Source organism: Aeromicrobium jepli (assembly GCF_047246605.1).
Taxonomy (GTDB): Bacteria; Actinomycetota; Actinomycetes; order Propionibacteriales; family Nocardioidaceae; genus Aeromicrobium.
This window is the reverse complement of sequence record NZ_JBFOKO010000007.1, coordinates 39595-63705: the sequence shown is the minus strand read 5'-3', so window position 1 is coordinate 63705 and position 24111 is coordinate 39595. Positions and strand designations below refer to the sequence as shown.

Here is a 24111-nt window from a genome sequence, read left to right as displayed (position 1 = left end):
TGTCGTTATTCCACACGAGAGGGGACATCCCATGCACGACGCACTCATCATCGGCGGCGGACCGGCCGGCCTGCAGGCCGCGCTGACCCTGGGCCGCATGCACCGCACGGCGGTCCTGGTCGACTCGGGCCGCTACCGCAACAGCACGGTCGAGCACGCCCACAACTTCCTCACGCACGACGGCCGCGCCCCCGAGGAGATCCGCCGGCTCGCCCGTGAGGACATCGCCGCCTACGACACGGTCGAGCTGCGCGAGGCGACCGTCGCCGAGGTCCGCGAGGAGGGCGAGGGCTTCGTCGCCGAGACCGACGCGGGTCCGATCCGGGCCAAGACGCTCGTCCTCGCGACGGGGCTCGTCGACGACCTGCCGGACGTGCCGGGGCTGGCGGAGGCGTGGGGGCGCGAGGTCGCCGCGTGCCCGTTCTGCCACGGGCACGAGCTGGCGGGGCGCACGATCGCGCTGCTCGGCGACGGTCCGCACGTGCCGATGCAGACCGCGATGCTCGCGCCGATCGGCTCCGAGATCGTGCACCTCGGCCTCGACGAGGTGACGAAGGTCGAGCGGACCGAGGACGGCGTGCTGCTGCACCGCGCGGACGGCGAGCCCGTCGCGGCGGCGGGCGTCTTCACGCACCCGGCGTTCCGGCAGGCGGCGCCGTTCCCGGAGCAGCTGGGACTGGCGATGCTGCCGTCGGGGTGCGTGCGCATCGACGCCCTCGGCCAGACGAGCCACCCGCGCGTGTTCGCCGGTGGCGACCTCGCGCACGTGGAGCAGCTGCCCATGCCGATGGCCTCGCTGCTGCTGGCCGCCGCGGCCGGTCAGGCCGCCGCCGCGAGCCTCGTGCGCTTCCTGGCGGGCGAGGCGGTCGCGTCCGGCGGGCCGGTCGGGCCTCGGTAGTCTGGAGCCCATGCGCGTGGCCCGATTCGCCGGCGACGACGACCCCCGCTTCGGGGTCGTCGGGACCGATGGCGACACCCCGATCATCGCCCCTCTCAAGGGGGATCCCCTCTACGCACCGCTGGAGCTGACCGGCGAGAAGCTGCCGCTCGAGGACGTGCGGCTGCTCGCGCCGGTCATCCCGCGCAGCAAAGTGGTGTGCGTCGGCAAGAACTACGTCGCGCACGCCGCCGAGATGGGCGGGGAGGTGCCGCAGGAGCCGCTCATCTTCCTCAAGCCGAACACGTCGGTGATCGGGCCCGGCGAGCCGATCTTCTACCCGAAGCAGTCCCAGAACGTGCACTTCGAGGGCGAGCTGGCGATCGTCATCGGCCGCATCTGCCGCAACCTGTCGCGCGAGGACGCGCCCAAGGTCATCTACGGCTACACGGTCGCGAACGACGTCACGGCGCGCGACCTGCAGGCCAAGGACGGCCAGTGGGCCCGCGCGAAGGGCTTCGACACGTTCTGCCCGATCGGTCCGTGGATCGAGACCGACTTCGACCCGTCGGACGTGCGCGTGCGCACCACCCTGAACGGCGAGGTCAAGCAGGACGGACGCACGGCGGACATGGTCTTCGACGTGCCGGCGATCCTCGAGTACGTGACCAGCTTCATGACCCTCCTGCCCGGTGACATCGTGCTGACCGGCACGCCCGACGGCGTCGGCCCCATGGAGGCCGGCGACCACGTGGCCGTGACGATCGACGGCCTGGGCACCCTGACGAACCCGGTGGTGGACGATGAGTGAGACCCGTTGGACGACTGCGACCGGGAGCGACGTCGTCGCACGGTTCTGCCCGTCGCCGACCGGCAACCCGCACGTGGGCATGGCCCGCACGGCGCTGTTCAGCTGGGCGTTCGCGCGGCACCACGGCGGCCGGTTCGTGTTCCGCATCGAGGACACCGACGCCAGCCGTGACTCGCAGGAGTCGTACGACCTGCTGATCGACGTCATGCGATGGCTCGGTCTGGACTGGGACGAGGGCGTCGAGGTGGGCGGCCCGAACGGGCCGTACCGCCAGAGCCAGCGCATGGACATCTATGCCGACGTGGCGCAGCGCCTGCTGGACGCCGGGTTCGCGTACAAGGCGTACGACACCGCCGAGGAGCTCGAGGAGCGTCGCGAGAAGGCGCGCGCCGAGGGCCGCCCGAGCGGCTACGACGGCCTGCACCGCGACCTGACGCCCGAGCAGCAGGCGGCGTACGAGGCCGAGGGCCGCCAGCCCGTCATCCGCTTCAAGATGCCGCAACGCGACTGGACGTTCGACGACCTCGTCCGCGGCGAGATCACGTTCGGCGCCGAGAACGTGCAGGACTTCGTCATCGTCCGGGCCAACGGCCAGCCGCTGTACACGCTGACCAACCCGGTCGACGACGCGCTCATGGGCATCACGCACGTGCTGCGCGGCGAGGACATCCTGTCGTCCACCCCGCGCCAGATGGCGCTGTACGAGGCGTTCGCGCAGATCGGCGTGGGCTCGGGCTTCACGCCGCGGTTCGGTCACCTGCCGTACGTCATGGGCGGCGGCAACAAGAAGCTCTCGAAGCGCGACCCCGAGTCGAACCTGCTCGGCTACCGCGACCAGGGCTTCCTGCCCGAGGGCCTGCTGAACTACCTCGCGCTGCTCGGCTGGTCGATCGCCGAGGACCGCGACATCTTCGGCCTCGACGAGATGGTCGAGGCGTTCGAGATCGAGCGGGTCAACCCGAACCCCGCGCGCTTCGACCTGAAGAAGTGCGAGGCCATCAACGGCGACCATGTGCGCATGCTCACGCCTGAGGAGTTCGTCACACGACTCCTGCCGTACCTGCCCGCGGGCGTCGACCACGCGCTCGTGACGAAGGCCGCGCCGCTCGTGCAGGAGCGCAGCAACCTCATGACCGAGGCCGCGGACATGCTGCGCTTCCTGTTCGCCGGCGACGACTTCACGGTCGATCCCGACGACGCCGCCAAGCAGCTGAACGAGGACGGCCTCGAGGTCGCCAAGGCGGCTCGTGCCGCGCTGGCGGACCTGGGGGAGTGGAGCACCGAGGCGATCGAGGGCTCGCTGCGCCAGGCGCTCGTCGAGGAGCGTGGCCTCAAGCCGCGCCTGGCCTTCGGCCCGGTGCGCGTCGCCGTGACCGGCAGGCGCGTCTCGCCGCCGCTGTTCGAGTCCATGGAGCTGCTGGGACGCGAGGTCTCCCTGGCCCGCCTCGACGCCGCGATCGCGGGGTAGGGCGGGCCCGGTTTGGGGGACCGGGGAGACGTCCGGTAAAGTCTTCCCTTGGTTCGGGACGCCGCCGCAAGGCGGGGGACCGATACGCCCATGGGGTATGGTGTAATTGGCAACACGGCTGATTCTGGTTCAGTTGTTCTAGGTTCGAGTCCTAGTACCCCAGCGAAAGCGCTCGAAGAGGCATCTGATAGCGTTTTCACCGCTGGCCCCGTTGTGTAGCGGCCTAGCACGCCGCCCTCTCAAGGCGGTAGCGCGGGTTCGAATCCCGTCGGGGCTACCAGTGGAGAAGGCCCCCGATCTACGGATCGGGGGCCTTCGTCTTTTCCGGGCGAGGCGTGCCGCCCGATAGCGTGGGCGCATGCGCATCGTCTCGCTCCTGCCGTCCACGACGGAGATCCTGTTCGGCATCGGGGCCGGTGACGACGTCGTCGGCGTGACGTTCGAGTGCGACCACCCGCAGGAGGCACGGTCGCGGCGCATCGTGTCGACCTCGGCGATGCCGGAGGGACTCTCGCCGAGGCAGATCGACGACTTCGTCGCGGCGGCGCTGCGGCGCGGTGAGGACCTGTACCGGCTCGAGGCGGACGCGCTGGCGGACCTCGACGCCGACCTCGTCGTCACGCAGGACCTGTGCGCCGTGTGCGCGGTCGACGTCTCCGTGGTCGACGACGCGCTGGCACACCTCGGCTGCCGCGCGGACGTGCTGACGATCGACCCGCACACGCTGGACGAGGTGCTGGAGTCGGTGCTGGTGCTCGGCCGGCGGACGGGCCACGAGGACGCCGCGCAGGCCCAGGTCACCGAACTGCGCACGCGCATCGAGGCAGTCGAGAAGGCCGTCGCCGACCGAGGGCGTCCGCGCGTGCTGGTGCTGGAGTGGACCGACCCGCCGTTCGCACCCGGGCACTGGATCCCCGAGATGGTCGAGCGCGCGGGCGGCGAGCCCGTCATGGGCGTCGCGGGGGAGAAGTCGTTCCGGGTGACGTGGGAGGACGCTCTCGCGACCGAGCCCGACGTGGTCGTGTGCGCGCCGTGCGGCTTCGCACTGGACGACGCCGTCGAGCTCGCCCGGCCCGTGGCCGAGCGCTTCGCGGACGTGCCCGTGTGGGCGGTCGACGCGAACGCCTCGTTCGCCCGGCCGGGGCCGCGCCTGGTCGACGGGATCGAGTCGCTCGCCGCGATCCTGCACCCGGACGCGGTGCCCGCGGCGCGTGAAGGGTCCGCGCGACGGCTCTAGGCGTCGTCGCAGGTCCGCAGCATCTCGCTCAGCGCGCGCGACTCGCTGGCGTCGACCGCCAGCCGCCAGCGGTGCTTCACGTCGATCCAGTGCGTGGCGTAGGCGCACTGGAAGGGCTCGCGGGGACGCCATGCGGCGGGGTCGTAGGCGCCCTTGGAGGCGTTGGTCGGCCCGTCGGACGCCACGAGGACCGTGAGGTCGTTGGCGAACCGCTCGCGCCGCTCGGCCGGCCAGGCGTGCGCGCCCGAGACCCAGGCCTCCGCGAGCGGGACGACGTGGTCGATCTGGATCGCCTGCGCCTGCCGCGGGTCCTTGAGGTCGTCGAACGTCAGGCTGGCGCCGGTGTACGGGTCGACCCACGTGCCGGCGAGGACGTCGTGCGGGCACGAGCGCTGGACCTGCACCCGGGCGGTGCCGGGGACCGCGTCACGCAGCAGCACGTCGTCGCGCTGGTTGCAACCGTTGCCGTCCACGTCCTTCCACGCCGTGCCGAACGCGTCGCGCTGGTACGCCGGGACGCCGGTCGCGCGCCGGTCGACGACGCGCAGCCGGACCAGCTGCTCGCGAGCGTCCGCCGGTGAGATCGTCGGCGCCGGCGCCACGGCGGCGCTGCCGGGCTCCTCCACGAGCTCGAGCAGGTCGCACCCGGCCACGGGCACGAGCGCCAGGGCGAGGAGCAGCGAACGAAGACGCACGGCGTCACTGTGCCAGCCGGGTCCGACAGTCCGGCGGTGGGTCATCGCGCGCGCCGCGTCGCTGTTCTTGTGCCGGTCAGGCCCAGATATGGGCCGATCCGGTACAAGATCGGTCCCGCCGGGTGGGTCAGTGGCTGATGGCCTCGCGGACGCGGCCGGTGAGGGCGACGAACTCGGGCAGGGTGCGCAGGTCCTCGGGGGCGACCTGGCGGGCGTCCGTGGAGAAGCGGGCCGGCTCGTCGAGGACGATGCGGCCGGGGCGCGGGCTCATCACGAGGACGCGCGTGCCGAGGAAGACGGCCTCGTCGACGTCGTGCGTGATGAACAGGATCGTCTTGCCGGTCTCGCGCCAGATCGTGAGGAGCTCGGCCTGCAGGCGCTCGCGCGTCAGCGCGTCGAGCGCGCCGAACGGCTCGTCCATCAGCACGATGTCCGGGTCGTTCGCCAGGACGCGGGCGATCTGCGCGCGCTGCTGCATGCCCCCGGAGAGCTCGTACGGCCGCAGCTTCGCGGCGTCGCCCAGCCCGACGAGGTCGAGGTAGCGGTCGGCGATCTCGTGCCGCTCCTTCTTCGAGGCGCCGCGCAGCTTCGGACCGAGCGCCACGTTCGCGCGCACGTCGAGCCACGGGTACAGCGTGGGCCGCTGGAACACGACGCCGCGCTCGGCGCCGGGGCCGGTGACGGGCGTGTCGCCGACGCGGATCGTGCCGCTCGTGGGCGTCTCGAAGCCGGCCACGAGCCGCAGCAGCGTCGTCTTGCCGCACCCCGACGGGCCGGCCAGGGTGACGAGCTCCCCGGGCTCGATCGCGAGGTCGATCCCGGCGAGCGCGTGCACCTCGCCGTCGCGGGCCCGGAACCGATGGTCCAGGCCCGCGACGACGACGTCGAGGTCGTGACGGGTCACGAGGCGGCAGCCTGCGCGGGCGCCGCGTCGACACCGTCGGCGTAGACCGACTCGTCGGCGACCGCGGCGATGCCGTCCTGCGTGAGCAGGAACTTCGCCGTGCTGAACAGGTCCCGGCCGAGCTTGCCGCCCAGGTAGTCCTCGCCGGCCTGCTCGGACGCGTTCAGGAAGACGAAGCCGGAGAACAGCTTCTCGGCCTCCTCGGTGGACACGCCCACCTCGACGGCGACGCTCTCGGCGGCCTTCGCCGGATCCTGCTTGATCTGCTCGACGGCGTAGTCCTGCGCCTTCGCCCAGACCTCGAGCACCTCGGGGTTCTTCTCGGCGAACGCGTTGTCGGCGATCGCCAGGTCGAACGTCGGCTTGCCGGCCTTCGCGGTGTCCTCGCTCGACAGGATCACCTCGCCGCCCTGCTTCACGAGCTCGGACAGCGTCGGGTCCCAGATCCACGCGGCGTCGACGTCGCCGCGGCCCCACGCGGGGGCGATCTGCTCGGGCTCGGAGTTCACGAGCTTGTAGTCCTTCACGTCCTCGCCCGCGTCGGCGATCGCCTGGAGCAGCGAGAAGTGGGCGGTCGAGCCGAACGGGGTCGCGATCGTCCTGCCCTTCAGTCCCTTGATGTCGGTCGCACCGACACCGTCGCGCACGACGAGCGACTCGGCGGTGCCGATGACGTCGTGGATCCACACGACCGAGACGGGCAGGTTCAACGGCGCGGACAGCGCCTTCGTGCTGGGGGAGGAGCCGGCCAGCCCGATGTCGAGGCTGCCGCCGCCGAACGCCTGGATGACATCGCCGCCGGAGGCGAAGTTGCTCCACTTCACGGTCGCGTTGGGCAGGCAGCTCTCCAGGATCCGCTGGTCCTTGACGACGACGTCGCCGTTCGGGATCTTCTGGTAGCCCAGCCGCAGGGTGCCGGTGAACTCCTCGTTCGCCGGGAACGGGCAGTCGCTCGAGGACGCCTTCGCGTCATCGCCGCCGACGCCACACGCGGACAGGGCGAGGGCCAGTGCGGACGCGGCCGAGGCCGCCAGGAGCTTCAGGGGGACGTGCATGGGTCAGTCCTTCCCTCGCCATGGGACGAGTGCTTTCTCGATGGAGCGGATGAGTGCGTCAAGGGCGATCGCGGTGAGGCCGATGACGACGATGCAGGCGACCGACAGGGCGATCTTGTTCTGCGTTCCCGAGAGATAGGCCAGGCCGCCGATGCCCGGCAGTCCGTTCACCAGCTCGGCGGCCACGACCGTGGTCCACGCGAAGCCGACCGCGACCCGCAGGCCGGCGAGGATGTCGGGCGCGGTGGCCGGCAGCAGCACCGTGGTGACGGTCTGGCGCCGCGTCGCGCCGAGCGTGCGGATCGCGTGCAGCTGGTCCTCGCGCACTCCGCGCACGCCGTTGAGCGTCGCCAGGGCGATCGGCGGGAAGGCGGCGAGGAACAGCAGCCAGACCTTGGAGGCGTCGTAGATCCCGAACCACGCGACGAGGAAGCCGATGTACGCCAGCGGCGGGATCGACCGCAGGAAGTCGACGTACGGGCCGACGAGCGTGCCGAACCAGCGCACCGTGCCCATGAGCAGTCCGAGGGGGATGCCGACGAGGGTGGCCGCCAGCAGGCCGGCGCCGATGCGCTGCAGGCTCACCAGCAGGTGCTCCCACAGGTAGTAGCCCTCCTCGCCGCGCACGACCCGGTCGACGCCGCCGCCGATCGGGTGGTCGGTGTTGGCGCGGACGAACGCGTCCCACACCTCCAGCGGGCTCGGCGTCAGGTAGTGCGGCTCGACGAGGTCGGACACGGCGACGGCCGTCCAGACCGCGAGCAGCAGCGCGAGGGTCGCGACGTGCGGCAGCCACCGGGCGACGGCACGGCTCACCGCACGAGTCCGCGGCGGCGCAGGATCGGGAGCACGCCCTCGGCGAACCAGTAGGCCTCCTCGACGTGCGGGTAGCCCGACATGACGAACTCCTCGATGCCGACGGCGGCGTACTGCTCGATGAGGTCGGCGGCCTCGCTGTGGCTGCCCACGAGCGCCGTGCCGGCGCCGCTGCGCATGAGGCCGACGCCGGCCCACAGGCCCGGGTGCACCTCGAGCGAGTGCGGGTCGTCGCGGTCGAAGCGGCCGCCGTGCAGCTCGCGCATGCGCTGCTGGCCCACGGACTCGCTCGAGGCGAGCGCGTCCTGCGCCTTCGCGACGGCGGCGGGATCGAGGCCGCGCAGCATGTCGCCCGCGATCCGCCACGCGTCCTCGGAGCGGTCGCGCGTGATCGTGTGCAGGCGGACCCCGAAGCGGACCGTGCGTCCCTCGTCGTCGGCCAGCTTGCGGATCCACTCGACCTTCTCGGCCACGGCCTCCGGCGGCTCGCCCCACGTCAGGTAGACGTCGGTGTGGGCGGCGGTGACGGGCCCGGCCGCCGCCGAGGAGCCGCCGAGGTAGATCCCGGGCACCTGGCCGGGCCGACGGGTGCGGGCGTCGGTGACGTCGTAGTACTCGCCGCTGAAGTTGCTGCCGGACTCGGTGAAGGCGTCCCGGAACACCTGGATGAACTCGGCGGCGCGCTCGTAGCGGGCGTCCTTCTGGACGGTGTCGCCGAAGCGCAGCTGCTCAGACGGGTCGCCGCCCACGACGACGTTCAGCAGCAGCCGGTTGTCCGACAGGCGCTGGAACGTCGAGGCCATCTGCGCCAGCAGCGTCGGGCTGATCAGGCCGGGGCGCAGCGCGACGAGGAACTTCAGTCGCGTCGTCTCGGGGATGAGCGCGGACGCGACGACCCACGCGTCCTCGCACGGTGTGCCCGTGGGCGTCAGGACGGCGTCGAACCCGAGGTCCTCGGCCGTGCGGGCGACGTGCGCGAGGTAGCGGAGGTCGGGCTCGCGGTAGGCGCCGGCGGTGCCCGCAGTGCCGCCGTCCCGCCCGAGGTCGGTGGGGACGCTGTGGCCGCCGCCGACGAGGGCGCGGCTGTCGCCCGTCGTGGGCAGGAACCAGTCGAAGGTCAGGCTCGTGGTCATCGGGGGATCCCTTCGGTCAGGGTGGGGGACGGGGCGATCGTGGTGAGCACGGCGGTCGCCGCGGCGGCGGCCTGGACGCGGATCTCGGGGACGGCCGTGGACTCCCACAGCTCGCCGCGGCGCAGTGCGCCGAGCACCCAGACGGGCGCGCCGACCGTGCCGGTCGCGTCGAGCAGGCGCCCGTCGCGGGTGCGGAAGCCCATGCCGGCGGTGGCGCACGTGGCGAGGCCGCTCTCGAGCAGGCCGTCGACGAGAGGGTCGCCGAGGTCGCGGACGTCGAGATCCGGGCCCGTGCAGTTCACGACCCAGCCGACCTCGCGCACGGTGCCGTCCTCGAGCGTCACGCGCAGGCCGTCCGCGACGGCCTCGGCGCCGGTGACGCGCGCGGCCGAGGTGGTGAGGCGACCGGCGGCGGTGAGGCCGTCGATCCGCTGCGCGCTGGGGCCGGGGACGCGGTGCCGGATGCGGTTCCATGCCGCGGCGTACCGCGCGAGGAAGGCGAGGCGATCACGCTCGTCGAGGCGTCCCCACAGGTCCTGCACGCGGTGGCGGAGGCCGTCGAGTCCGGGGCGCCAGTCGCCCGTCGCGATCTCGGCCTCGCGCAGGTGCGCGTGGGTGTGGTCGGCGATCGAGGCCAGGTCGTGGCCCCATTGCGTCACGTCGGGCACGACGGGTGCCTGCGGGCCGTCGGCATGGCGGCGGGGGAGCCGACCGCTGCGGCTGACGGCGTGCAGGAAGCGGTCGGGCCGACGAGCCAGCGTCGTGACGACGTCGACCATCGTCAGGCCCGTCCCGACGACCAGGACGTCGGGCAGGCGGCCGGGGTCCTCGTCGACTCGGGCGAGGGCGCCGGGCGCCCACGGGTCGACGACGAAGCGGTCGCTGGCGCGCATCGCCTCGGGCGCCCACGAGGGGGACGGCGCCGGCAGGCCCGTCCCGACGACGAGGGCGTCCCCGGCGAGGCGGCGTCCGTCGTCGAGGCCCACCAGGACGCCGGTGCCGGCCCGGTCGACCGACGTCGCCGTCGCCCGGACGTGGCGCAGCGTCACGCGCGAGCCGCGCACGGACGCGTCGAGCGTCTCGGCGAGGTAGCGGCCCCACTCCCGCCGCGGGGCGAACTCGTGCGGGTCGACCTCGGCGCCGGTCGTGCGCGAGCGCCACTGGGCGAAGTGGCCGGGCTCGTCGGGCAGCGCGCTCATGCCCGAGGCCGGGACGTTCAGGAGGTGGTCGGGATCCGTGGTCGAGAACGCGGTGCCGGCGGCCAGGCGCACGGCCGGGTCGATGACGACGACCTCGACCTCGGACGTGGCCTCCCGCGCGAGGTGCAGCGCCGTGAGCGCACCGGCCGCCCCGCCGCCCACGACGAGGACGGTGGGCCGGAGGGCACGGGTGTCGGTCACGTTGTCAAGTAAACAACATGACTTTGTCGTCTTTGCGGAGCGTCCAGCATGTGTTCACGGCCGAGCCGTCACCGTGATCGGAAACGCCGTTCAGCGGCGGGAATGCCGAGGCCGCCCGTGCGCACTGAGTGCAGACATGACCACGACGGCCACGGCCACCGCGCCGCCCCCGACCAGGACAGCCCTCTCAGCACGACGGCTGGTGCTCTACGCGTTCATGGCGGCGGCGTCGCCGCTGGCGATCGACCTGTACCTCGCCAGCTTCCCTGCGATCGAGGCGGACCTCGGCGCGTCGGCGGCTGGCGTGCAGCTCACGCTGACCGCGTACGTCGCGGGCGTCGCGATCGGCCAGCCGGTCTGGGGACCGATCTCGGACCGCTTCGGTCGCCGGACTCCGCTCGTGGTGAGCACGTCGCTGACGCTGGTGGCGTCGGTCGTGGTGGTGCTGGCGCCGACGATCGAGGCGCTCGTCGCGGCGCGGTTCGCGCAGGCGCTCGCCGCCTCCGCCGGGATGGTCGTGGTGCGCGCGATGGTGTCGGACCTGGCGCCGGGACGCGAAGGGGTCCGGGCGCTCGCGCTGCTCATGACGGTGCACGCCGCGACGCCCGTGGCGGCGCCGCTGCTGGGCGGCCTGCTGGCGACCGTGCTGCCCTGGCGGGCCGTCCTCGGCGTCTTCGCCGGCATCGTCGCCGTGCAGCTGCTGGCCGCCGTCGTGCTGGTCCGCGAGACCCTGCCGCCGGCGGCCCGCGTGGCGCGGCTGTCCTACGTCGACCTCGTGCGCGTCATGCGGCGCCGGCCCTTCCTCGTCCACGCCGCCACCGTGGGGCTCAGCGTCGGCGCCGTGATGTGCTTCGTGGCGTCCTCGCCGTTCGTCTACCAGGAGGTGCTCGGGCTCTCGCCGCTCGTGTACGGCATCGCGGTGGCGGGCAACGCCCTCGGGATGGTGGCGGCGGGGCTCGTCTCGGCGCGACTCGCGCGCGTGGGTGTCCCGCCGACGCGCACGATGGCCGCGGGGCTCGCCGGCGGGCTGGTGGCGGGCCTGCTGATGATCGCGGCGGCGCTGTCGCCGTGGCCGCTGCTGCTCGTGGGCCCGGTCGTGCTGCAGGTGTTCGCCGCGAACCTCGTCATGAGCAACGCCATGGGCCTGGCGATGCAGCACGCCCGCGGGCTCAACGGCGCCGGCTCGGCGATGCTCGGCTTCATGATGTTCTCGATCAGCGCGGCCGTCACGCCCGTCTCGGGGCTGCTGTCCGAGGACCGTCCCGAGGTCGTCATGGCGGCCGTGATGACCGCGATCGTGGCGCTCGCGGCCACGGTCTTCGCGCTGGGGGTCAGGTCGCGGCGGTGACGTGCCGCGCGGCGTGGTGCTGCAGGTGCTCGAAGAGCGCCTGGGCCGCCGGCGTCGGGCGCGCGCCGCGCCGGCGGAGCATCACCATCCGGATCACCGTGTCCTCGTCCTGCAGCGGCCGCACGACGAGCGTCCCCGCCGCCTCCAGCGGGTCGTCCACGAGCGTGAAGTCGGGCATGAGCGCGACGCCCAGGCCCGACGAGACCATGCGCCGGCACACGTCGGCGCTGTCCGCCGTGTGCCACTTCAGCGGCGGCGAGTCACCGAAGACGCGGTACGCGACGCGGTGCATGAGGTAGCCCGTGCGGGCACCCACGTAGACCTCCTGGCGCAGCTCGTCGATCGTCACCGACGCCTTCGCCGCCAGCGCGTGGTCCGCGGGGAGCAGCGCCACCGGACGGCCGTTCACGAGCTCGGTCGCGACCAGGTCGGGATGGGTGTCGTCGCCCGGCAGCAGCGTGACCAGGCCGATGTCGATCGATCCGTCGCGCAGCGCGTTCTGGACCTCCTCGTGCCGCATCTGACGCAGGTCGACGGCGGTGTGCTCATCGTCGACCTCCTGCGAGCGCATGGCCGGCAGCACGACCGCCGTGACGCCGAAGTAGACGCTGCCGATCCGGGTGGGGCGGTGGAACCGCGACTCGCCGCGCGCAGCCGCACGGAGCCGCTCGCTCGCATCGAGCACCTCGACGATCCTCGGCAGCAGCTCGCGGCCGGTCTCGTTGATGCGCGTGCCCGAGCGGTGGCGGTCGAGCAGGCTCACGCCGAGCTCGTGCTCGAGCTTCGTGATCGCCTCGCTCAGCGCCGGCTGCGAGACGTGCAGGTGCTCGCCGGCACGGCGCAGCGACCCGTGCTCGCTGACGGCACGGACGTACTCGAGCTGCTCCAGTCGCATGTGATCCTCCCGGTCGACGACGGCGACAGTATGTGATCGGCACCGCCTCTCACCCGATCTCCCGCCTCGTGAGACCGCCGGGAGGGCCGGTGCGCCGTCCCTAGGTTCGTGGCTCGAAGGAACGCACACCCACCACGAGACAAGGCACTCCCATGAAGCACCTGAGCATCCGCCAACGCCTGAGCCGGGCCCTGGTCGTCGCCGCCGCCGCGATGACCGCCGCGAGCGGGCTGAGCGCCTGTGGCAGTGCCGGCGCCGACGACGGCAAGGAGGTGACGACGATCCGCTACCAGAGCTACGCCGGCGCGGTCGACGCCTTCCTGCTGGCCGACGCCCTGGGCGAGTTCGAGGGGCTGACCCTCAAGCGCGTGGGCGACATCACCGGCGGGCCGCAGGCCCTCCAGGCGCTCGTGTCGAACCAGACCGACATCGGCGGATCGGCCTTCTACGGCGCGATCGCCCAGCTGGTCGCGACGGGCGCGCCGATCAAGGCGGTCATCCCGTTCTACGGCTCCAACGAGACCACCAACTCCAGCCTCGCGGTCCTGGAGAAGTCCTCGATCAGGACGGCACGCGACCTCGTGGGCAAGAAGATCGCGGTCAACACGCTCGGCGCGAACCAGGAGGCCGTGCTGGACACCTGGTTCGACCAGCAGGGCCTCAGTGACGCCGAGCAGGAGAGGATCACGCTCGTCCCGCTGCCGCCGCTGAACACGCCCGAGGCGCTCGGCAGCGGCAAGGTCGACGCCGCGGTCCTGAGCTTCCAGTCGAAGAAGCAGACCGAGCAGCAGTACCCGCTGCGCACGCTCGTGACGGACGTCGACGTCGTCGGCGAGCCCTACGCCGGCGGCGGACTGACGCTGCGCACCGAGTTCATCGAGAAGAACCCGAAGACGTCGCGCCAGCTCGTCGAGGGCGTCGCCGCGGCGATCGAGTTCATCGAGACGCACTCGAAGCAGGAGATCTTCGACGTCTACTTCCCATACCTGGAGAAGGAGGGCTACGGCGACTACATCGAGGCCATCGAGACGAACTTCCCCGGCACGCTCGGCGTCGACCCCAAGCCCGTCATCCACGACGAGGACATCCAGCGGTGGGTCGACTGGCTCGACAGCCGCGGCGACATCGACGCCAAGGACGTCAAGGTCTCCGACGTCTACACCAACGAGCTCAACCCGAACGCCTGAGGAGGCAGCCATGAGTTCACGCATCGAGCTGAGGAACGTCGGCCAGACCTTCTGGGTCCGTGGCGACGAGGACAAGAGGCTGCGCGAGTTCGTCGCGCTGGACGGACTCGACCTGGACATCCGGGCGGGCGAGTTCCTGACGCTGGTCGGGCCGTCCGGCTGCGGCAAGTCGACCGTGCTGGACCTGATCTCGGGCCTGGCGTCGCCGACGTCGGGATCCCTCACGATCGACGGCACGCCCATCACGGGGCCGGGACTGGACCGCAGCGTCGTGTTCCAGCAGTACACGCTGCTGCCGTGGCGCTCGGCGCAGGCCAACATCGAGTTCGCACTCGAGGCCAAGGGCGGCCTGTCGCGGTCCGAGCGGGCCCAGCGGGCGCGCGAGTACCTCGACCTCGTCGGCCTGGGCGAGTTCGCGAACCGCTATCCGCACGAGCTCTCCGGTGGCATGAAGCAGCGCGTGGCCATCGCGCGCAGCCTCTCGTACCAGCCGCAGGTCCTGCTGATGGACGAGCCGTTCGGCGCCCTCGACGCGCAGACCCGCGAGCGCCTGCAGGAGGAGCTCGTCCGCATCTGGGAGCACACGGGCACCACGGTCGTGTTCATCACGCACGACATCGAGGAGGCCGTGTTCCTGGGGCAGCGCGTCGCCGTCATGTCGGGGCGCCCGGGCCGGATCAAGGAGATCGTCACGATCGACCTCGACCGCTCCCGCGCCGAGGACGTCGACGTCCGGGCGACGCCCGAGTTCGCCGAGTACCGCCACCACATCTGGTCGCTGCTGCGCCAGAGGTCCGCCGTGAAGGAGCTGGCCCATGTCTGACCTGCTCAGCGAGAAGACGCAGGCCCGCCCCAACCCCCGCCAGGAGGAGGCCGCGAAGGCCAAGGGCGTCTCCCTGCGCCGCACCAGGACCCTCACGGTCACGCGCGGCGCCGCGGGCCTCGTCGCCCTCGCCGCCGTGTGGGAGCTCGCGCCCCGCCTCGGGATCGTCGACGCCTACTCCATCCCGCCGCTGCACGTCGTGCTGCAGGAGTGGTGGGGGATGGTCCTCGACGGCGAGCTGTGGCGCCACGTGTCGGCGAGCCTCAAGCGGTCGGTCATCGGATTCGCCCTGGCCATCGCCCTCGCGATCCCGCTCGGGGCCGCGATCGCCTGGTACCGGCCCGTCCGGGAGTTCTTCACACCGACGCTGGAGCTGTTCCGCAACACCGCGGCGCTGGCGATCCTGCCCGTGTTCATCCTGATCCTCGGGCTCGGGGAGACCTCGAAGGTCGCGATCGTGCTGTACGCGTGCTTCTTCCCGATCCTGCTGTCGACGATCGCCGGCGTCGCCAGCGTCGACCCGCAGCTGCTGCGGTCGGCGCGCGTGCTGGGACTGTCGCCGATCCAGACGTTCCGCAAGGTCGCGTTCCCGGCCGCCGTGCCGACGATCTTCACCGGTATCCGGATCTCGGGCGCCGCCGCGATCCTCGTCCTCATCGCCGCCGAGATGATCGGCGCCGAGGCCGGACTGGGCTTCCTCATCAACTACGCGCAGTACAACTTCCTGATCCCGAAGATGTACGCCGCCATCCTCACCACCTCGCTCATCGGCGTGGCCGTCAACTACGGACTCGTCGCCCTCGAACGCCGCTTCAGCAAGTGGCGTGCCGCCTGACCTCCAAGGAGACCACCATGACCCGCCAGCTCAGCCTCAACGCCTTCCTCCACGACACCGGCCACCACGAGGCCTCGTGGCGCCACCCCGACTCAGCCGCCGAGCGCGTGTACGACATCGACTTCGTGACCGAGAACGCCCAGATCGCCGAGGCCGCCAAGCTCGACGCCGTCTTCTTCGCCGACGGACCCGGCCTGTGGGGCGCCACCGCCTACCGGCCGCCGGCGCACATCGAGCCCATCACGCGGCTGGCCGCCATCGCGGCGAAGACCGAGCGCATCGGCCTGATCGCGACGGCCTCGACGACCTTCTACGACCCGTACAACCTGGCCCGGCTGTTCTCGTCGCTCGACATCCTGTCGAGGGGCCGAGCGGGCTGGAACATCGTCACGACGCAGTCCGAGGCGGTCGCGAGGAACTTCGGCCTCACGCAGCTGCCGAGCGCGTCCGAGCGCTACCAGCGCGCCCAGGAGTTCCTCGACGTCGTCACCAAGCTGTGGGACAGCTGGGAGGACGACGCGATCCTCGTCGACCGCGAGGCCGGCGTGTACTACGACCAGTCCAAGGTCCACCCGATCAACCACGTGGGCACGCACTTCCAGGTCGAGGGCGCCCTCGCCGCCCCGCGCTCGCCGCAGGGCCGGCCGGTCTACGTGCAGGCCGGGTCGTCCAACGACGGCCGCGCCTTCGCCGGCCGCAACGCCGAGGCGATCTTCACGGCGCACCAGACGATCGAGGACGCCCAGGCCTTCTACGCCGACATCAAGCAGCGCGCCGTCTCGTTCGGCCGCTCCGCCGACGACGTGAAGATCCTGCCCGGCATCAGCCCGTTCATCGCCGACACGCAGGCCGAGGCCGAGGAGCTGCAGCGCTACGTCAACTCCCTGACGGTCCCGGCGTACGGCATCGCGCAGCTCGAGGGACTCGCCGGCGTCTCGCTGGCCCACCTCGAACTGGACCGGCCGGTCCCGCGCGAGGTCTTCGGCGAGGCGGGCAACGTGCTCGACAACAACCGCAGCCGCCTGCAGGTCATCGCGAACATCGTCGAGCGCGACCGCCCGACGCTGCGCGAGCTGCTGCACCGCCTCGCGGGCGCCCGCGGCCACAACGTCGTGGCCGGCACGCCCACCCAGGTCGCCGACGTCATCACCGCGTGGTTCGAGAACGGTGCGGCCGACGGCTTCAACGTCATGCCGCCGCTGTACCCGCAGCTGCTGCGGGAGTTCACGACGAAGGTCGTGCCGATCCTGCAGGACCGGGGCCTGTTCCGCACCGAGTACACCGGCACCACCTTGCGCGACCACTTCGGCCTGAGCCGTCCGGAGTCGCTGTACTCCGGGTCCGTGGAAGGAGCACGCGTTGTCTGAGTCGATCCGCACCGCCGTCGTCGTCGGCAATCCGAAGCCGGCGTCGCGCACGCTGACGGCCGCCACGCACGTCGCCCGTGAGCTGTCCGGTGGCGAGCCCGGCCTCGTCGTGGACCTCGCCACGCTGGGCGCATCGCTGCTCGACTGGGGCTCGGCCGAGGTGACCGAGCTCGTCGCGAAGGTCGGGGGAGCGGACCTCGTCGTCGTGGCCTCGCCGACCTACAAGGGCACCTACACGGGACTGCTCAAGCTGTTCCTCGACCGGTTCGCCGGCGGCACGGGACTGCGGGGCCTCGCGGTGCCGCTGCTGCTCGGCGCCGGGCCGGGGCACGCGCTGGCGCCCGAGCTGACGCTGCGGCCCGTCCTGACCGAGCTCGGCGCGACCGTGCCCGGGCGCGGGCTCTTCGTCCTGGACTCGCAGTACGACGACCCGGCCGCGTACGAGCCGTGGCTCGAGACGACGCGGCCGATCGTCCACTCGCTGGTGCGGGCGGCGGCATGACCGCGCACTTCCCCACGAACCAGGACCTCGATCCGGTCCGCCTGCGCGAGGCCTTCGGGAACTTTCCCTCGGGCGTCGTGGCCGTGGCCGCCGAGGTCGACGGGGTGCCCGTCGGCCTCGCGGCCAGCAGCTTCACGAGCGTGAGCCTCGACCCGCCGCTGGTGTCGATCAACCTGGCGGCGACGTCCAAGACGTGGCCCGACCTGCGCCGCGCGCAGCGGCTCGGGGTGACGGTGCTGGCCAGTCACCACGGTCCGCTGTGCCGCCGGCTCGCAGGCCCCGTCGAGCAGCGGTTCACCGACGTGGCGCTCAGCACGAGTCCCGAGGGGGCGATCTTCATCGACGACGGCATGGCCACGTTCGACACCACGATCCACCGCGAGGTCGAGGCGGGCGACCACATCCTCGTGCTGCTCGAACTGCACGCCGTGGACCATCGGTCGGACGGGGGACCGCTGCTGTTCCACCGCAGCGTGTTCGGCCAGATGGCCGCGGCGGGGACGTTCTGACTACGCGGGGACCGGGCGCTCCTCCTCGGGGCGCAACCCCACCACGGCCGCGAGGATGAGCGCGCCGCCCAGCAGTCCCCAGGCGCCGATGCGCTCGCCCAGCAGGACCGCGGCGAGGGCGGCGGCCGAGATCGGCTCGACGAGGGTCGCGACGGTGGCCGCCGACCCGGAGGTGGTCCGCAGGCCCGCGTAGAGCAGGCCGTACGACAGGGCCATCGTGGCGACGCCGAGGTAGAGCAGCAGGGCGAGCGAGCCGGGCGACGTGCCCGCGACCGGCTCTCCGGCCACCGCGGCGACGACGAGGAAGGGTGCCAGCAGCACCGCACCCGCGCTCGTGGCGCACGTCGTCAGGGCGACCGGGTCGACGTGCTGGGCGAGCGTGTGGCCCAGCACGGTGGTCGCCGCGTACGTGGCGCCCGCGGCGACGGCCAGCACGAGGCCCAGCACGGGTCGGTCGCTCGGAGCGGAGGTCCCGTGCTGGGCGGTCACGCTGATGAGCACGAGCCCCACGAGGGCGGCCGCCAGGACGGCGAGGTCGCGCGGCGTGGGACGGGTGCCCGCCCGCGCGTGCTCCCACGCCGCCGCCAGCACGGGAGCCAGCCCGAGGGAGACGACGGTGGCGACGCTGACGCCCGCCATGAGCACCGACACGAAGTACAGGCCCTGGTAGATCGCCGTGCCGCAGCCGACCGTGACCGCCACGAGCGGGTGCTCGCGCAGCGTCCGGCGGACGGAGGCCCAGCGGCGCGTCAGCAGCACGAAGGCGATGAGCGCGACCGCCGCGAGCAGCATGCGCCACGCGCTGACGGTCATCGCGCCCACGCCGTCGCGCTCGTGCAGCACCGTGACGACGAGGCCGCCCGTGCCCCACAGCACGCCCGCCGCGCAGACCTGCAGCAGTCCGAGGCGTGAACTCACGCGCTCAGACTAGAGGCCGGCCCGGTGCCTCGAGATCACGCCATGGGAGTCAGCCCTGGCGGCTGGCCTCAGCCCCGATGGTGGTGTCCTCGCCGTGACCGGTGTGGACGATCGTCTCCGGCGGCAGCGTGAACAGCCGGGCGCCGATGGACTCGCGGATCAGGTCGGCGTCGCTGTATGACCGGCCGGTCGCGCCCGGTCCGCCGTGGAACAGCGTGTCGCCGGTGAAGACGCAGCCCAGGTCGTCGACGAGCAGGCACGTGGCGCCCGGCGCGTGGCCGGGCGTGTGCAGGGCGCGCAGCGTCGTGCCGCCGACGGTGATCTCGGTGCCGTCCGTCAGGTCGTGGTCCCACTGCTCGCTCGGGTGCGTCAGCTCCCACAGCGGCCGCTCGTCGGGGTGCAGCCAGATCGGCGCGCCGGTCCGCTCGCGCAGGGCCGGCGCGACTCGGCAGTGGTCGTCGTGCGCGTGCGTCAGCACGATCGCGGTCACGGTGCGGTCGCCGACCACGTCCATGATCGCGTCGACGTCGTGCGGCGCGTCGATCACGACGCACTGGCTGTCGTCGCCGACGACCCAGATGTTGTTGTCGACGTCGAAGGTCTCGCCGTCGAGGCTGAACGTGCCGGAGACGACCTCGTGGTCGATGCGCGCGGTCATCAGAGCACCACCACCGAGCGCAGGACCTCGCCGTGGTGCATCTTGTCGAACGCCGCCTCCACGTCCCCGATGCCGATCTCCTCGGTGACGAACGCGTCGAGGTCGAGCCGGCCCTGGCGGTACAGGTCGATGAGCATGGGGAAGTCCCGGCTGGGCAGGCAGTCGCCGTACCAGCTGGACTTGAGGGCGCCGCCGCGGCCGAACACGTCGATGAGGGGCAGGTCGGGCACCGTCATGTCGGGCGTGGGGACGCCGACCAGGACGAGCGTGCCGGCGAGGTCGCGGGCGTAGAACGCCTGCCTCCACGTCTCGGGGCGGCCGACCGCCTCGATCACCACGTCCGCGCCCTCGGCGCCCTCGTAGGTCTCGGCGCAGATGCGCTTGATCTCCTCCACCGGGTCGGACTGCGAGGAGTCGACGGTGTGGGTGGCGCCCATCCGCTTCGCCGCCTCGAGCTTGGCCGGGTCGATGTCGACGGCGATGATCGGGCTGGCGCCCGCGAGCGCGGCCCCGGCGATCGCGGCGACGCCGACGCCGCCGCAGCCGATGACGGCGGCGGATCGGCCGCGGGTCAGGGCGCCGGTGTTGATCGCCGCGCCGATGCCGGCCATCACGCCGCAGCCCAGCAGTCCGGCCGCGGCGGCGCGGGCGCCGGCGTCGACCTTGGTGCACTGCCCGGCCGCCACGAGCGTCTTCTCGGCGAACGCGCCGATGCCGAGCGCGGGAGTCAGCTCGGTGCCGTCCTCGAGCGTCATCCTCTGCTCGGCGTTGTGCGTGTTGAAGCAGTACTGCAGGTCGCCGCGCTTGCAGGCGCGGCACTCACCGCAGACCGCGCGCCAGTTGAGCACGACGAAGTCGCCGGGAGCCACCTCGGTGACGCCCTCGCCGACGGCCTCGACGACACCGGCCGCCTCGTGGCCGAGCAGGAACGGGAACTCGTCGTTGATGCCGCCCTCGCGGTAGTGCAGGTCGGTGTGGCAGACGCCGCAGGCCTGGATCGCCACGACGGCCTCACCGGGCCCGGGGTCGGGGATGTTGATGGTGACCAGCTCGGTGGGTGCGCCCTTGGCGCGGGCGATGACGCCCTTGACCTGCTGCACGGTGTCCTCCTTGACTCGGCTTCCTTCGAGCCTGCCAGACCGGTCCGACAGTGGCGAGCGGTGGTGTCCCCGGTAGGCCGAGGGCGTGATTTTAGGAGTGGAATGACGGGATAAAGGGGCTGAACTTCGAACACATGAGCCTATGTGGTGGGCACGCGTGCGACGCCACCGCGGCGGCGCTCGCGGAGCGGCTCGAGGAGATCGAACGAACGCAGGCCCACGTCGCCGAGGACGCCTCCAGCACCGCCACGTGGGCCCCCGTCGGGAGCTGCGCCAGGACGCGGGACGGACGCGGCAGCTGCTGCGTGCCGCCGAGACGATGCGAGGCCCGCCCGAGCGGGCCGACGACATCGCATGACTGTCGGTGGCGTGGGACAGGATGGACCCATGGAGGCGGTGGAGGTCGAGCTCGAGGTGCGTCCGCCGTTCGACGGCGACGGCCTGCTCGCCTGGCTGCGCCCACGCGCGATCGAGGGCGTCGAGGCCGTCGGCGACCGCACGTACGCGCGCGTCCTCGCGCTGCCGCACGGCCCGGCGGTGATGGAGCTGACGCTGCACGCCGACCGGGTGGCAGCCCGGTACGAGCTCACGGACCCGGGTGACGTCGACCTCGCCGTCCGGCTCAGCCGGCGGCTGCTCGATCTCGACGCCGACCCCGAGGCCATCGACGCGGCGCTCTCGGCCGACCCGCTGCTGGCCCACCTCGTCGACAAGGTCCCCGGCATCCGGCTGCCGGGACAGGTGGACGGGTTCGAGGTCGCCGTGCGCGCCATCGTCGGCCAGCAGGTCTCGGTCGCGGGGGCGCGCACGATCCTCGGCCGGATCGCGCGCTCGCGCGGGATCGAGGTCGACCTGCCGCTCGCACGTGCGCACGGGCTGACCCATGCCTTCGCCACGGCCGAGTCGCTGGCCGAGGCCGTGCCCGAGGAGTTCGCCATGCCGCGCGGCCGTGCCGGGGCGATCCTGTCCGTGGCGCACGCCGTCGCCACCGGCGATCTCGACCTCGGTCCCGACGCCGACCGGGCGGCCGCGCGGCATGGACTGCTCGCGATCCGGGGGATCGGGCCGTGGACGGCGGACTACTTCACGATGCGGGCGCTCGGCCACCCCGACGTCCTGCTCGACACCGACCTCGTGCTGCGCCGCGTCCTCGCGCGCGAGGGACTCGACCGGACGCGCACCGACCGGTGGCGGCCCTGGCGGTCGTACGCCTCACTGCACCTGTGGAGGATCGCATGAAGACACGCTGGATCGACTCGCCGATCGGCGGCCTGCGCCTGCATGTCGACGCCGGCCTGCTCACCCGCATCGAGTTCGACGCCGAGCCCGTCGGCGACCGCGTCGAGGACCCGCTGCTCGACGAGGTCGAGCGCCAGCTCACGGAGTACTTCGCCGGCGAGCGGCGCGAGTTCGACCTGCCCGTCACCGCCGAGGGAACCGAGTTCCAGAAGAAGGTCTGGGCGTACCTGCGCACGATCCCGTACGGCGAGACCGTCACGTACGGGCGCATCGCGGCGGACCTGGGCTACGAGCCGGGCATCTCGCGGGCCGTCGGCGCGGCCAACGGCGCCAACCCGATCCCCATCGTCGTGCCCTGTCACCGCGTCGTCGGATCCGACGGCAAGCTGACCGGCTACGCCGGCGGGGTCGAGCGCAAGACCGCCCTTCTCGAGCTGGAGCAGCCCGGCCTGTTCTGAGCTCAGGCGAGATGGTGGTGGTCGAGCTCGAGCGAGTCGGCGCTCAGGGGGTGATGGCAGTTGCTGCACGAGAGCCTGGGATCGAATCGCTGCCCGCACGACACGTGCGTGGACTCCATCACCGGGGCCTCGGGCACACCGAACCACCGTTCCGCCCAGCGGGCGATGCCCACGAGCACCGGGTAGAACGCCCGCCCGCGCTCGGTGAGCCGGTAGTCGGCGCGGCCGGTGCTGTCCGTGGACCGCGTCAGGATGTGGCGGTCGCACAGTTGCGAGAGGCGTCCCGAGAGCAGGCTGGGCGGCGCTCCGAGTGCGGCCTCGAAGTCCGAGAAGCGCCGGATCCCGAGCATCGCCGAGCCCACGAGCGCGGACGACCAGCGGTTGCCGATGATCGCCATCGTGTCGGGGTAGAAGCTGTGTTCCACGGCGATCCCGCGGGAGGGGGAGCGGCGCCGGGTCGTCGCCTCCGGCACGCTGCGCCGCCAGCCGCCCGAGGGGCCCCACGCGCTCTCGACGTCGAGAGCGCCGGCAGGCTCACCGCACGCCGAGCAGACCAGGACGGCCGTGATCTCCTCGCCGCACGCCGCGTGACGCAACGGTGGGGTGTCGTACGAGTGCTCCGCGACCCAGCGCCGCTCCCAGCTCCAGATCGCCACGAGGATCGGCCACGTGGTCCAGCCACGCTGGGTCAACACGTATTCCGAGCGGGTCGGCCGCTGCCGGTACTCACGCCGCTCGAACAGCCCTGACGAGACCAGGCTGGCGAGTCGATTGGTCAGGACGGCGTGCGAGATGGGCAGGGCGGCCGCGAAGTCCACATAGCGGGTGCGGCCGAGCAGGGCGAGGCGCAGGAGCATCAGCGTCCACTCGTCGCCCAGGATGCTGAAGCCCTGCGAGATCGCGTTGGCCGGCTGCGAACGGTCCTCGGGGGCGGCGTTCCCGAGTCCGTGCAAGATCGTCACGACCGAAGCCTAGATCCGCCACGGCGTCGCGCGGGCACGTCTGTCTGTCCGTCGGGTGCAGTACGGTGCGGGCGTGTCCACGGAAGAGTCGTCAGTCCCCACCGGTTGCTACCAGCGGCTCTCGGTCGCCGCCGATGGGGGCGAGACCTTCGCGCCGACGACGCTATCGATCGGGCCGTGGGACGACCGGCTGCAGCATGGCGGACCGGTCACGGCGCTGCTCACACGGGCGATGGACCGACTGCCCACCGAATTGGAGGGCCACATCGCGCGGATCACCGTCGAGATCCTGCGCCCGGTGGTCATGGACGAGCTGACCGTCAGCGCGCGCGTCGCGCGGGGCGGGCGCAAGGTGAGCCTGCTCGAGGCGCAGATGTGCCAGCGAGGGCCGGGCGGCGAGCACGCGGTGGTGGCGGTCGCGCGAGCATGGCGCCTCGCCGCGAGCGACACGCGGCCCGCGCACCATGTGCCCGACGAGCGGCTCGAGCCGGTCACGGCGGAGGAGCTGGAGGACCCGGCGAAGCGGATCTCCTCGGTGCTCAACCGTGGCTTCGTCGCTGGTCTCACCTGGGTCGTGCGCGATCCGATCGGCGCGCGCGGTGGCCCGACGGCGGCATGGGCTCGCCCCGAGATGGCGCTCGTGGAGGGTGAGTCCCCGACCGATCTCGAGCGGCTCGCGATGGTGGCCGACTGCGCCAACGGGGTGGGCATGCGCGTCGACCCACGGGACTGGACGTTCCTCAACACCGACGTGACGATCCACGTGCACACCCCGCCGCGTGGCGACTGGGTGGGACTGGTCGCGGAATCGCGGATCGGCGCGGAGGGCGCCGGCACGAGCACCGCCGTCCTTCACGATGGGCAGGGGCCGATCGGTCGCGTCTCCCAGGCACTGCTGGTCGAGGCCCGCTAAG

General features: G+C 72.2%; 25 protein-coding genes and 2 tRNA genes. 16 read left to right on the top strand and 11 right to left on the bottom strand.

Annotated elements, in window-relative coordinates; all coding sequences use genetic code 11:
* Nucleotides 1-31 precede the first annotated feature (31 nt).
* The 6 genes from AB3M81_RS13810 to AB3M81_RS13785 all read left to right on the top strand — a co-directional run bounded on the left by AB3M81_RS13810 (nucleotide 32) and on the right by AB3M81_RS13785 (nucleotide 4393).
* Complete coding sequence (locus AB3M81_RS13810) at nucleotides 32-898, top strand: NAD(P)/FAD-dependent oxidoreductase (RefSeq protein WP_412904490.1); 867 nt, start codon at nucleotides 32-34, stop codon at nucleotides 896-898.
* Nucleotides 899-908: 10 nt separating this feature from the next.
* A complete protein-coding gene (locus AB3M81_RS13805) occupies nucleotides 909-1688 on the top strand; it encodes a fumarylacetoacetate hydrolase family protein (RefSeq protein WP_412904489.1) in 780 nt (259 codons plus the stop codon).
* Complete coding sequence (gene gltX, locus AB3M81_RS13800; protein WP_412904488.1) at nucleotides 1681-3156, top strand: glutamate--tRNA ligase; 1476 nt, start codon at nucleotides 1681-1683, stop codon at nucleotides 3154-3156. The genes AB3M81_RS13805 and gltX overlap by 8 nt, the downstream gene beginning before the upstream one ends.
* Before the next feature lie 91 nt (nucleotides 3157-3247).
* Nucleotides 3248-3319 (top strand) — tRNA-Gln (locus tag AB3M81_RS13795).
* A gap of 41 nt (nucleotides 3320-3360) precedes the next feature.
* Nucleotides 3361-3436 (top strand) — tRNA-Glu (locus tag AB3M81_RS13790).
* A gap of 78 nt (nucleotides 3437-3514) precedes the next feature.
* Nucleotides 3515-4393, top strand: a complete 879-nt coding sequence (locus AB3M81_RS13785) for an ABC transporter substrate-binding protein (protein WP_412904487.1) — start codon at nucleotides 3515-3517, stop codon at nucleotides 4391-4393.
* Here AB3M81_RS13785 and AB3M81_RS13780 read toward each other — a convergent pair.
* The 6 genes from AB3M81_RS13780 to AB3M81_RS13755 form a co-directional block, all read right to left on the bottom strand.
* Nucleotides 4390-5088 carry an HNH endonuclease family protein gene (locus AB3M81_RS13780; protein WP_412904486.1) on the bottom strand — a complete coding sequence of 233 codons (699 nt, stop codon included), beginning with the start codon at nucleotides 5086-5088 and terminating at the stop codon, nucleotides 4390-4392. The two genes, AB3M81_RS13785 and AB3M81_RS13780, sit on opposite strands and share 4 nt — an antisense overlap.
* A 127-nt stretch (nucleotides 5089-5215) precedes the next feature.
* On the bottom strand, nucleotides 5216-5992 hold the full coding sequence (locus AB3M81_RS13775) for an ABC transporter ATP-binding protein (protein ID WP_412904485.1): 777 nt from the start codon (nucleotides 5990-5992) through the stop codon (nucleotides 5216-5218).
* Nucleotides 5989-7047 (bottom strand): taurine ABC transporter substrate-binding protein, encoded by a 1059-nt coding sequence (locus AB3M81_RS13770; protein ID WP_412904484.1) that lies wholly within the window; start codon nucleotides 7045-7047, stop codon nucleotides 5989-5991. Before AB3M81_RS13770 ends, AB3M81_RS13775 begins: the two co-directional genes overlap by 4 nt.
* Nucleotides 7048-7050: 3 nt before the next feature.
* Nucleotides 7051-7863: an ABC transporter permease gene (locus AB3M81_RS13765; RefSeq protein WP_412904483.1), complete on the bottom strand. Its 813-nt coding sequence runs from the start codon at nucleotides 7861-7863 to the stop codon at nucleotides 7051-7053.
* Nucleotides 7860-8996 (bottom strand): LLM class flavin-dependent oxidoreductase, encoded by a 1137-nt coding sequence (locus AB3M81_RS13760; RefSeq protein WP_412904482.1) that lies wholly within the window; start codon nucleotides 8994-8996, stop codon nucleotides 7860-7862. The genes AB3M81_RS13765 and AB3M81_RS13760 overlap by 4 nt, the downstream gene beginning before the upstream one ends.
* Nucleotides 8993-10396 (bottom strand): FAD/NAD(P)-binding protein, encoded by a 1404-nt coding sequence (locus tag AB3M81_RS13755; protein WP_412904481.1) that lies wholly within the window; start codon nucleotides 10394-10396, stop codon nucleotides 8993-8995. Before AB3M81_RS13755 ends, AB3M81_RS13760 begins: the two co-directional genes overlap by 4 nt.
* A 136-nt stretch (nucleotides 10397-10532) precedes the next feature.
* Here AB3M81_RS13755 and AB3M81_RS13750 point away from each other — a divergent pair, with 136 nt between their 5' ends.
* A complete protein-coding gene (locus AB3M81_RS13750; protein WP_412904480.1) occupies nucleotides 10533-11744 on the top strand; it encodes a Bcr/CflA family efflux MFS transporter in 1212 nt (403 codons plus the stop codon).
* Here AB3M81_RS13750 and AB3M81_RS13745 read toward each other — a convergent pair.
* Nucleotides 11728-12639 carry a LysR family transcriptional regulator gene (locus tag AB3M81_RS13745; RefSeq protein WP_412904479.1) on the bottom strand — a complete coding sequence of 304 codons (912 nt, stop codon included), beginning with the start codon at nucleotides 12637-12639 and terminating at the stop codon, nucleotides 11728-11730. The two genes, AB3M81_RS13750 and AB3M81_RS13745, sit on opposite strands and share 17 nt — an antisense overlap.
* A 152-nt stretch (nucleotides 12640-12791) precedes the next feature.
* Between AB3M81_RS13745 and AB3M81_RS13740 the strand changes: the two genes are divergently transcribed.
* Genes AB3M81_RS13740 through AB3M81_RS13715 form a run of 6 tightly spaced genes read left to right on the top strand, consistent with a single transcriptional unit; the run spans nucleotide 12792 to nucleotide 17862 of the window.
* Nucleotides 12792-13826 carry an ABC transporter substrate-binding protein gene (locus AB3M81_RS13740; RefSeq protein ID WP_412904478.1) on the top strand — a complete coding sequence of 345 codons (1035 nt, stop codon included), beginning with the start codon at nucleotides 12792-12794 and terminating at the stop codon, nucleotides 13824-13826.
* Between the two features lie 10 nt (nucleotides 13827-13836).
* Complete coding sequence (locus AB3M81_RS13735; protein ID WP_412904477.1) at nucleotides 13837-14649, top strand: ABC transporter ATP-binding protein; 813 nt, start codon at nucleotides 13837-13839, stop codon at nucleotides 14647-14649.
* Entirely contained in the window at nucleotides 14642-15484 is an 843-nt protein-coding gene (locus tag AB3M81_RS13730; protein WP_412904476.1) for an ABC transporter permease, read from the top strand. The genes AB3M81_RS13735 and AB3M81_RS13730 overlap by 8 nt, the downstream gene beginning before the upstream one ends.
* Before the next feature lie 17 nt (nucleotides 15485-15501).
* On the top strand, nucleotides 15502-16851 hold the full coding sequence (locus AB3M81_RS13725) for an LLM class flavin-dependent oxidoreductase (protein ID WP_412904475.1): 1350 nt from the start codon (nucleotides 15502-15504) through the stop codon (nucleotides 16849-16851).
* The gene (locus AB3M81_RS13720; RefSeq protein WP_412904474.1) at nucleotides 16844-17353 is read left to right on the top strand and encodes an NAD(P)H-dependent oxidoreductase; all 510 of its coding nucleotides are present in this window, start codon (nucleotides 16844-16846) and stop codon (nucleotides 17351-17353) included. Before AB3M81_RS13725 ends, AB3M81_RS13720 begins: the two co-directional genes overlap by 8 nt.
* Nucleotides 17350-17862 carry a flavin reductase family protein gene (locus tag AB3M81_RS13715; RefSeq protein WP_412904473.1) on the top strand — a complete coding sequence of 171 codons (513 nt, stop codon included), beginning with the start codon at nucleotides 17350-17352 and terminating at the stop codon, nucleotides 17860-17862. The genes AB3M81_RS13720 and AB3M81_RS13715 overlap by 4 nt, the downstream gene beginning before the upstream one ends.
* Here the strand turns inward: AB3M81_RS13715 and AB3M81_RS13710 are convergent, their stop codons facing one another.
* Genes AB3M81_RS13710 through AB3M81_RS13700 form a run of 3 tightly spaced genes read right to left on the bottom strand, consistent with a single transcriptional unit; the run spans nucleotide 17863 to nucleotide 20538 of the window.
* On the bottom strand, nucleotides 17863-18780 hold the full coding sequence (locus AB3M81_RS13710) for a DMT family transporter (protein ID WP_412904472.1): 918 nt from the start codon (nucleotides 18778-18780) through the stop codon (nucleotides 17863-17865). It lies immediately after the preceding gene.
* 49 nt (nucleotides 18781-18829) lie between these two features.
* A complete protein-coding gene (locus AB3M81_RS13705) occupies nucleotides 18830-19438 on the bottom strand; it encodes an MBL fold metallo-hydrolase (RefSeq protein WP_412904471.1) in 609 nt (202 codons plus the stop codon).
* A complete protein-coding gene (locus AB3M81_RS13700; protein ID WP_412904470.1) occupies nucleotides 19438-20538 on the bottom strand; it encodes an S-(hydroxymethyl)mycothiol dehydrogenase in 1101 nt (366 codons plus the stop codon). The genes AB3M81_RS13705 and AB3M81_RS13700 overlap by 1 nt, the downstream gene beginning before the upstream one ends.
* Before the next feature lie 387 nt (nucleotides 20539-20925).
* Here AB3M81_RS13700 and AB3M81_RS13695 point away from each other — a divergent pair, with 387 nt between their 5' ends.
* Entirely contained in the window at nucleotides 20926-21777 is an 852-nt protein-coding gene (locus AB3M81_RS13695) for a DNA-3-methyladenine glycosylase family protein (RefSeq protein WP_412904469.1), read from the top strand.
* A complete protein-coding gene (locus AB3M81_RS13690; RefSeq protein WP_412904468.1) occupies nucleotides 21774-22235 on the top strand; it encodes a methylated-DNA--[protein]-cysteine S-methyltransferase in 462 nt (153 codons plus the stop codon). Before AB3M81_RS13695 ends, AB3M81_RS13690 begins: the two co-directional genes overlap by 4 nt.
* A gap of 2 nt (nucleotides 22236-22237) precedes the next feature.
* On the opposite strand, the gene AB3M81_RS13685 is transcribed toward AB3M81_RS13690, so the two are convergent.
* Nucleotides 22238-23197, bottom strand: a complete 960-nt coding sequence (locus AB3M81_RS13685; RefSeq protein ID WP_412904467.1) for a winged helix-turn-helix transcriptional regulator — start codon at nucleotides 23195-23197, stop codon at nucleotides 22238-22240.
* Nucleotides 23198-23270: 73 nt separating this feature from the next.
* On the opposite strand from AB3M81_RS13685, the gene AB3M81_RS13680 reads away from it, so the two are divergent.
* Nucleotides 23271-24110, top strand: a complete 840-nt coding sequence (locus tag AB3M81_RS13680; RefSeq protein ID WP_412904466.1) for a thioesterase family protein — start codon at nucleotides 23271-23273, stop codon at nucleotides 24108-24110.
* Nucleotide 24111 lies beyond the last annotated feature (1 nt).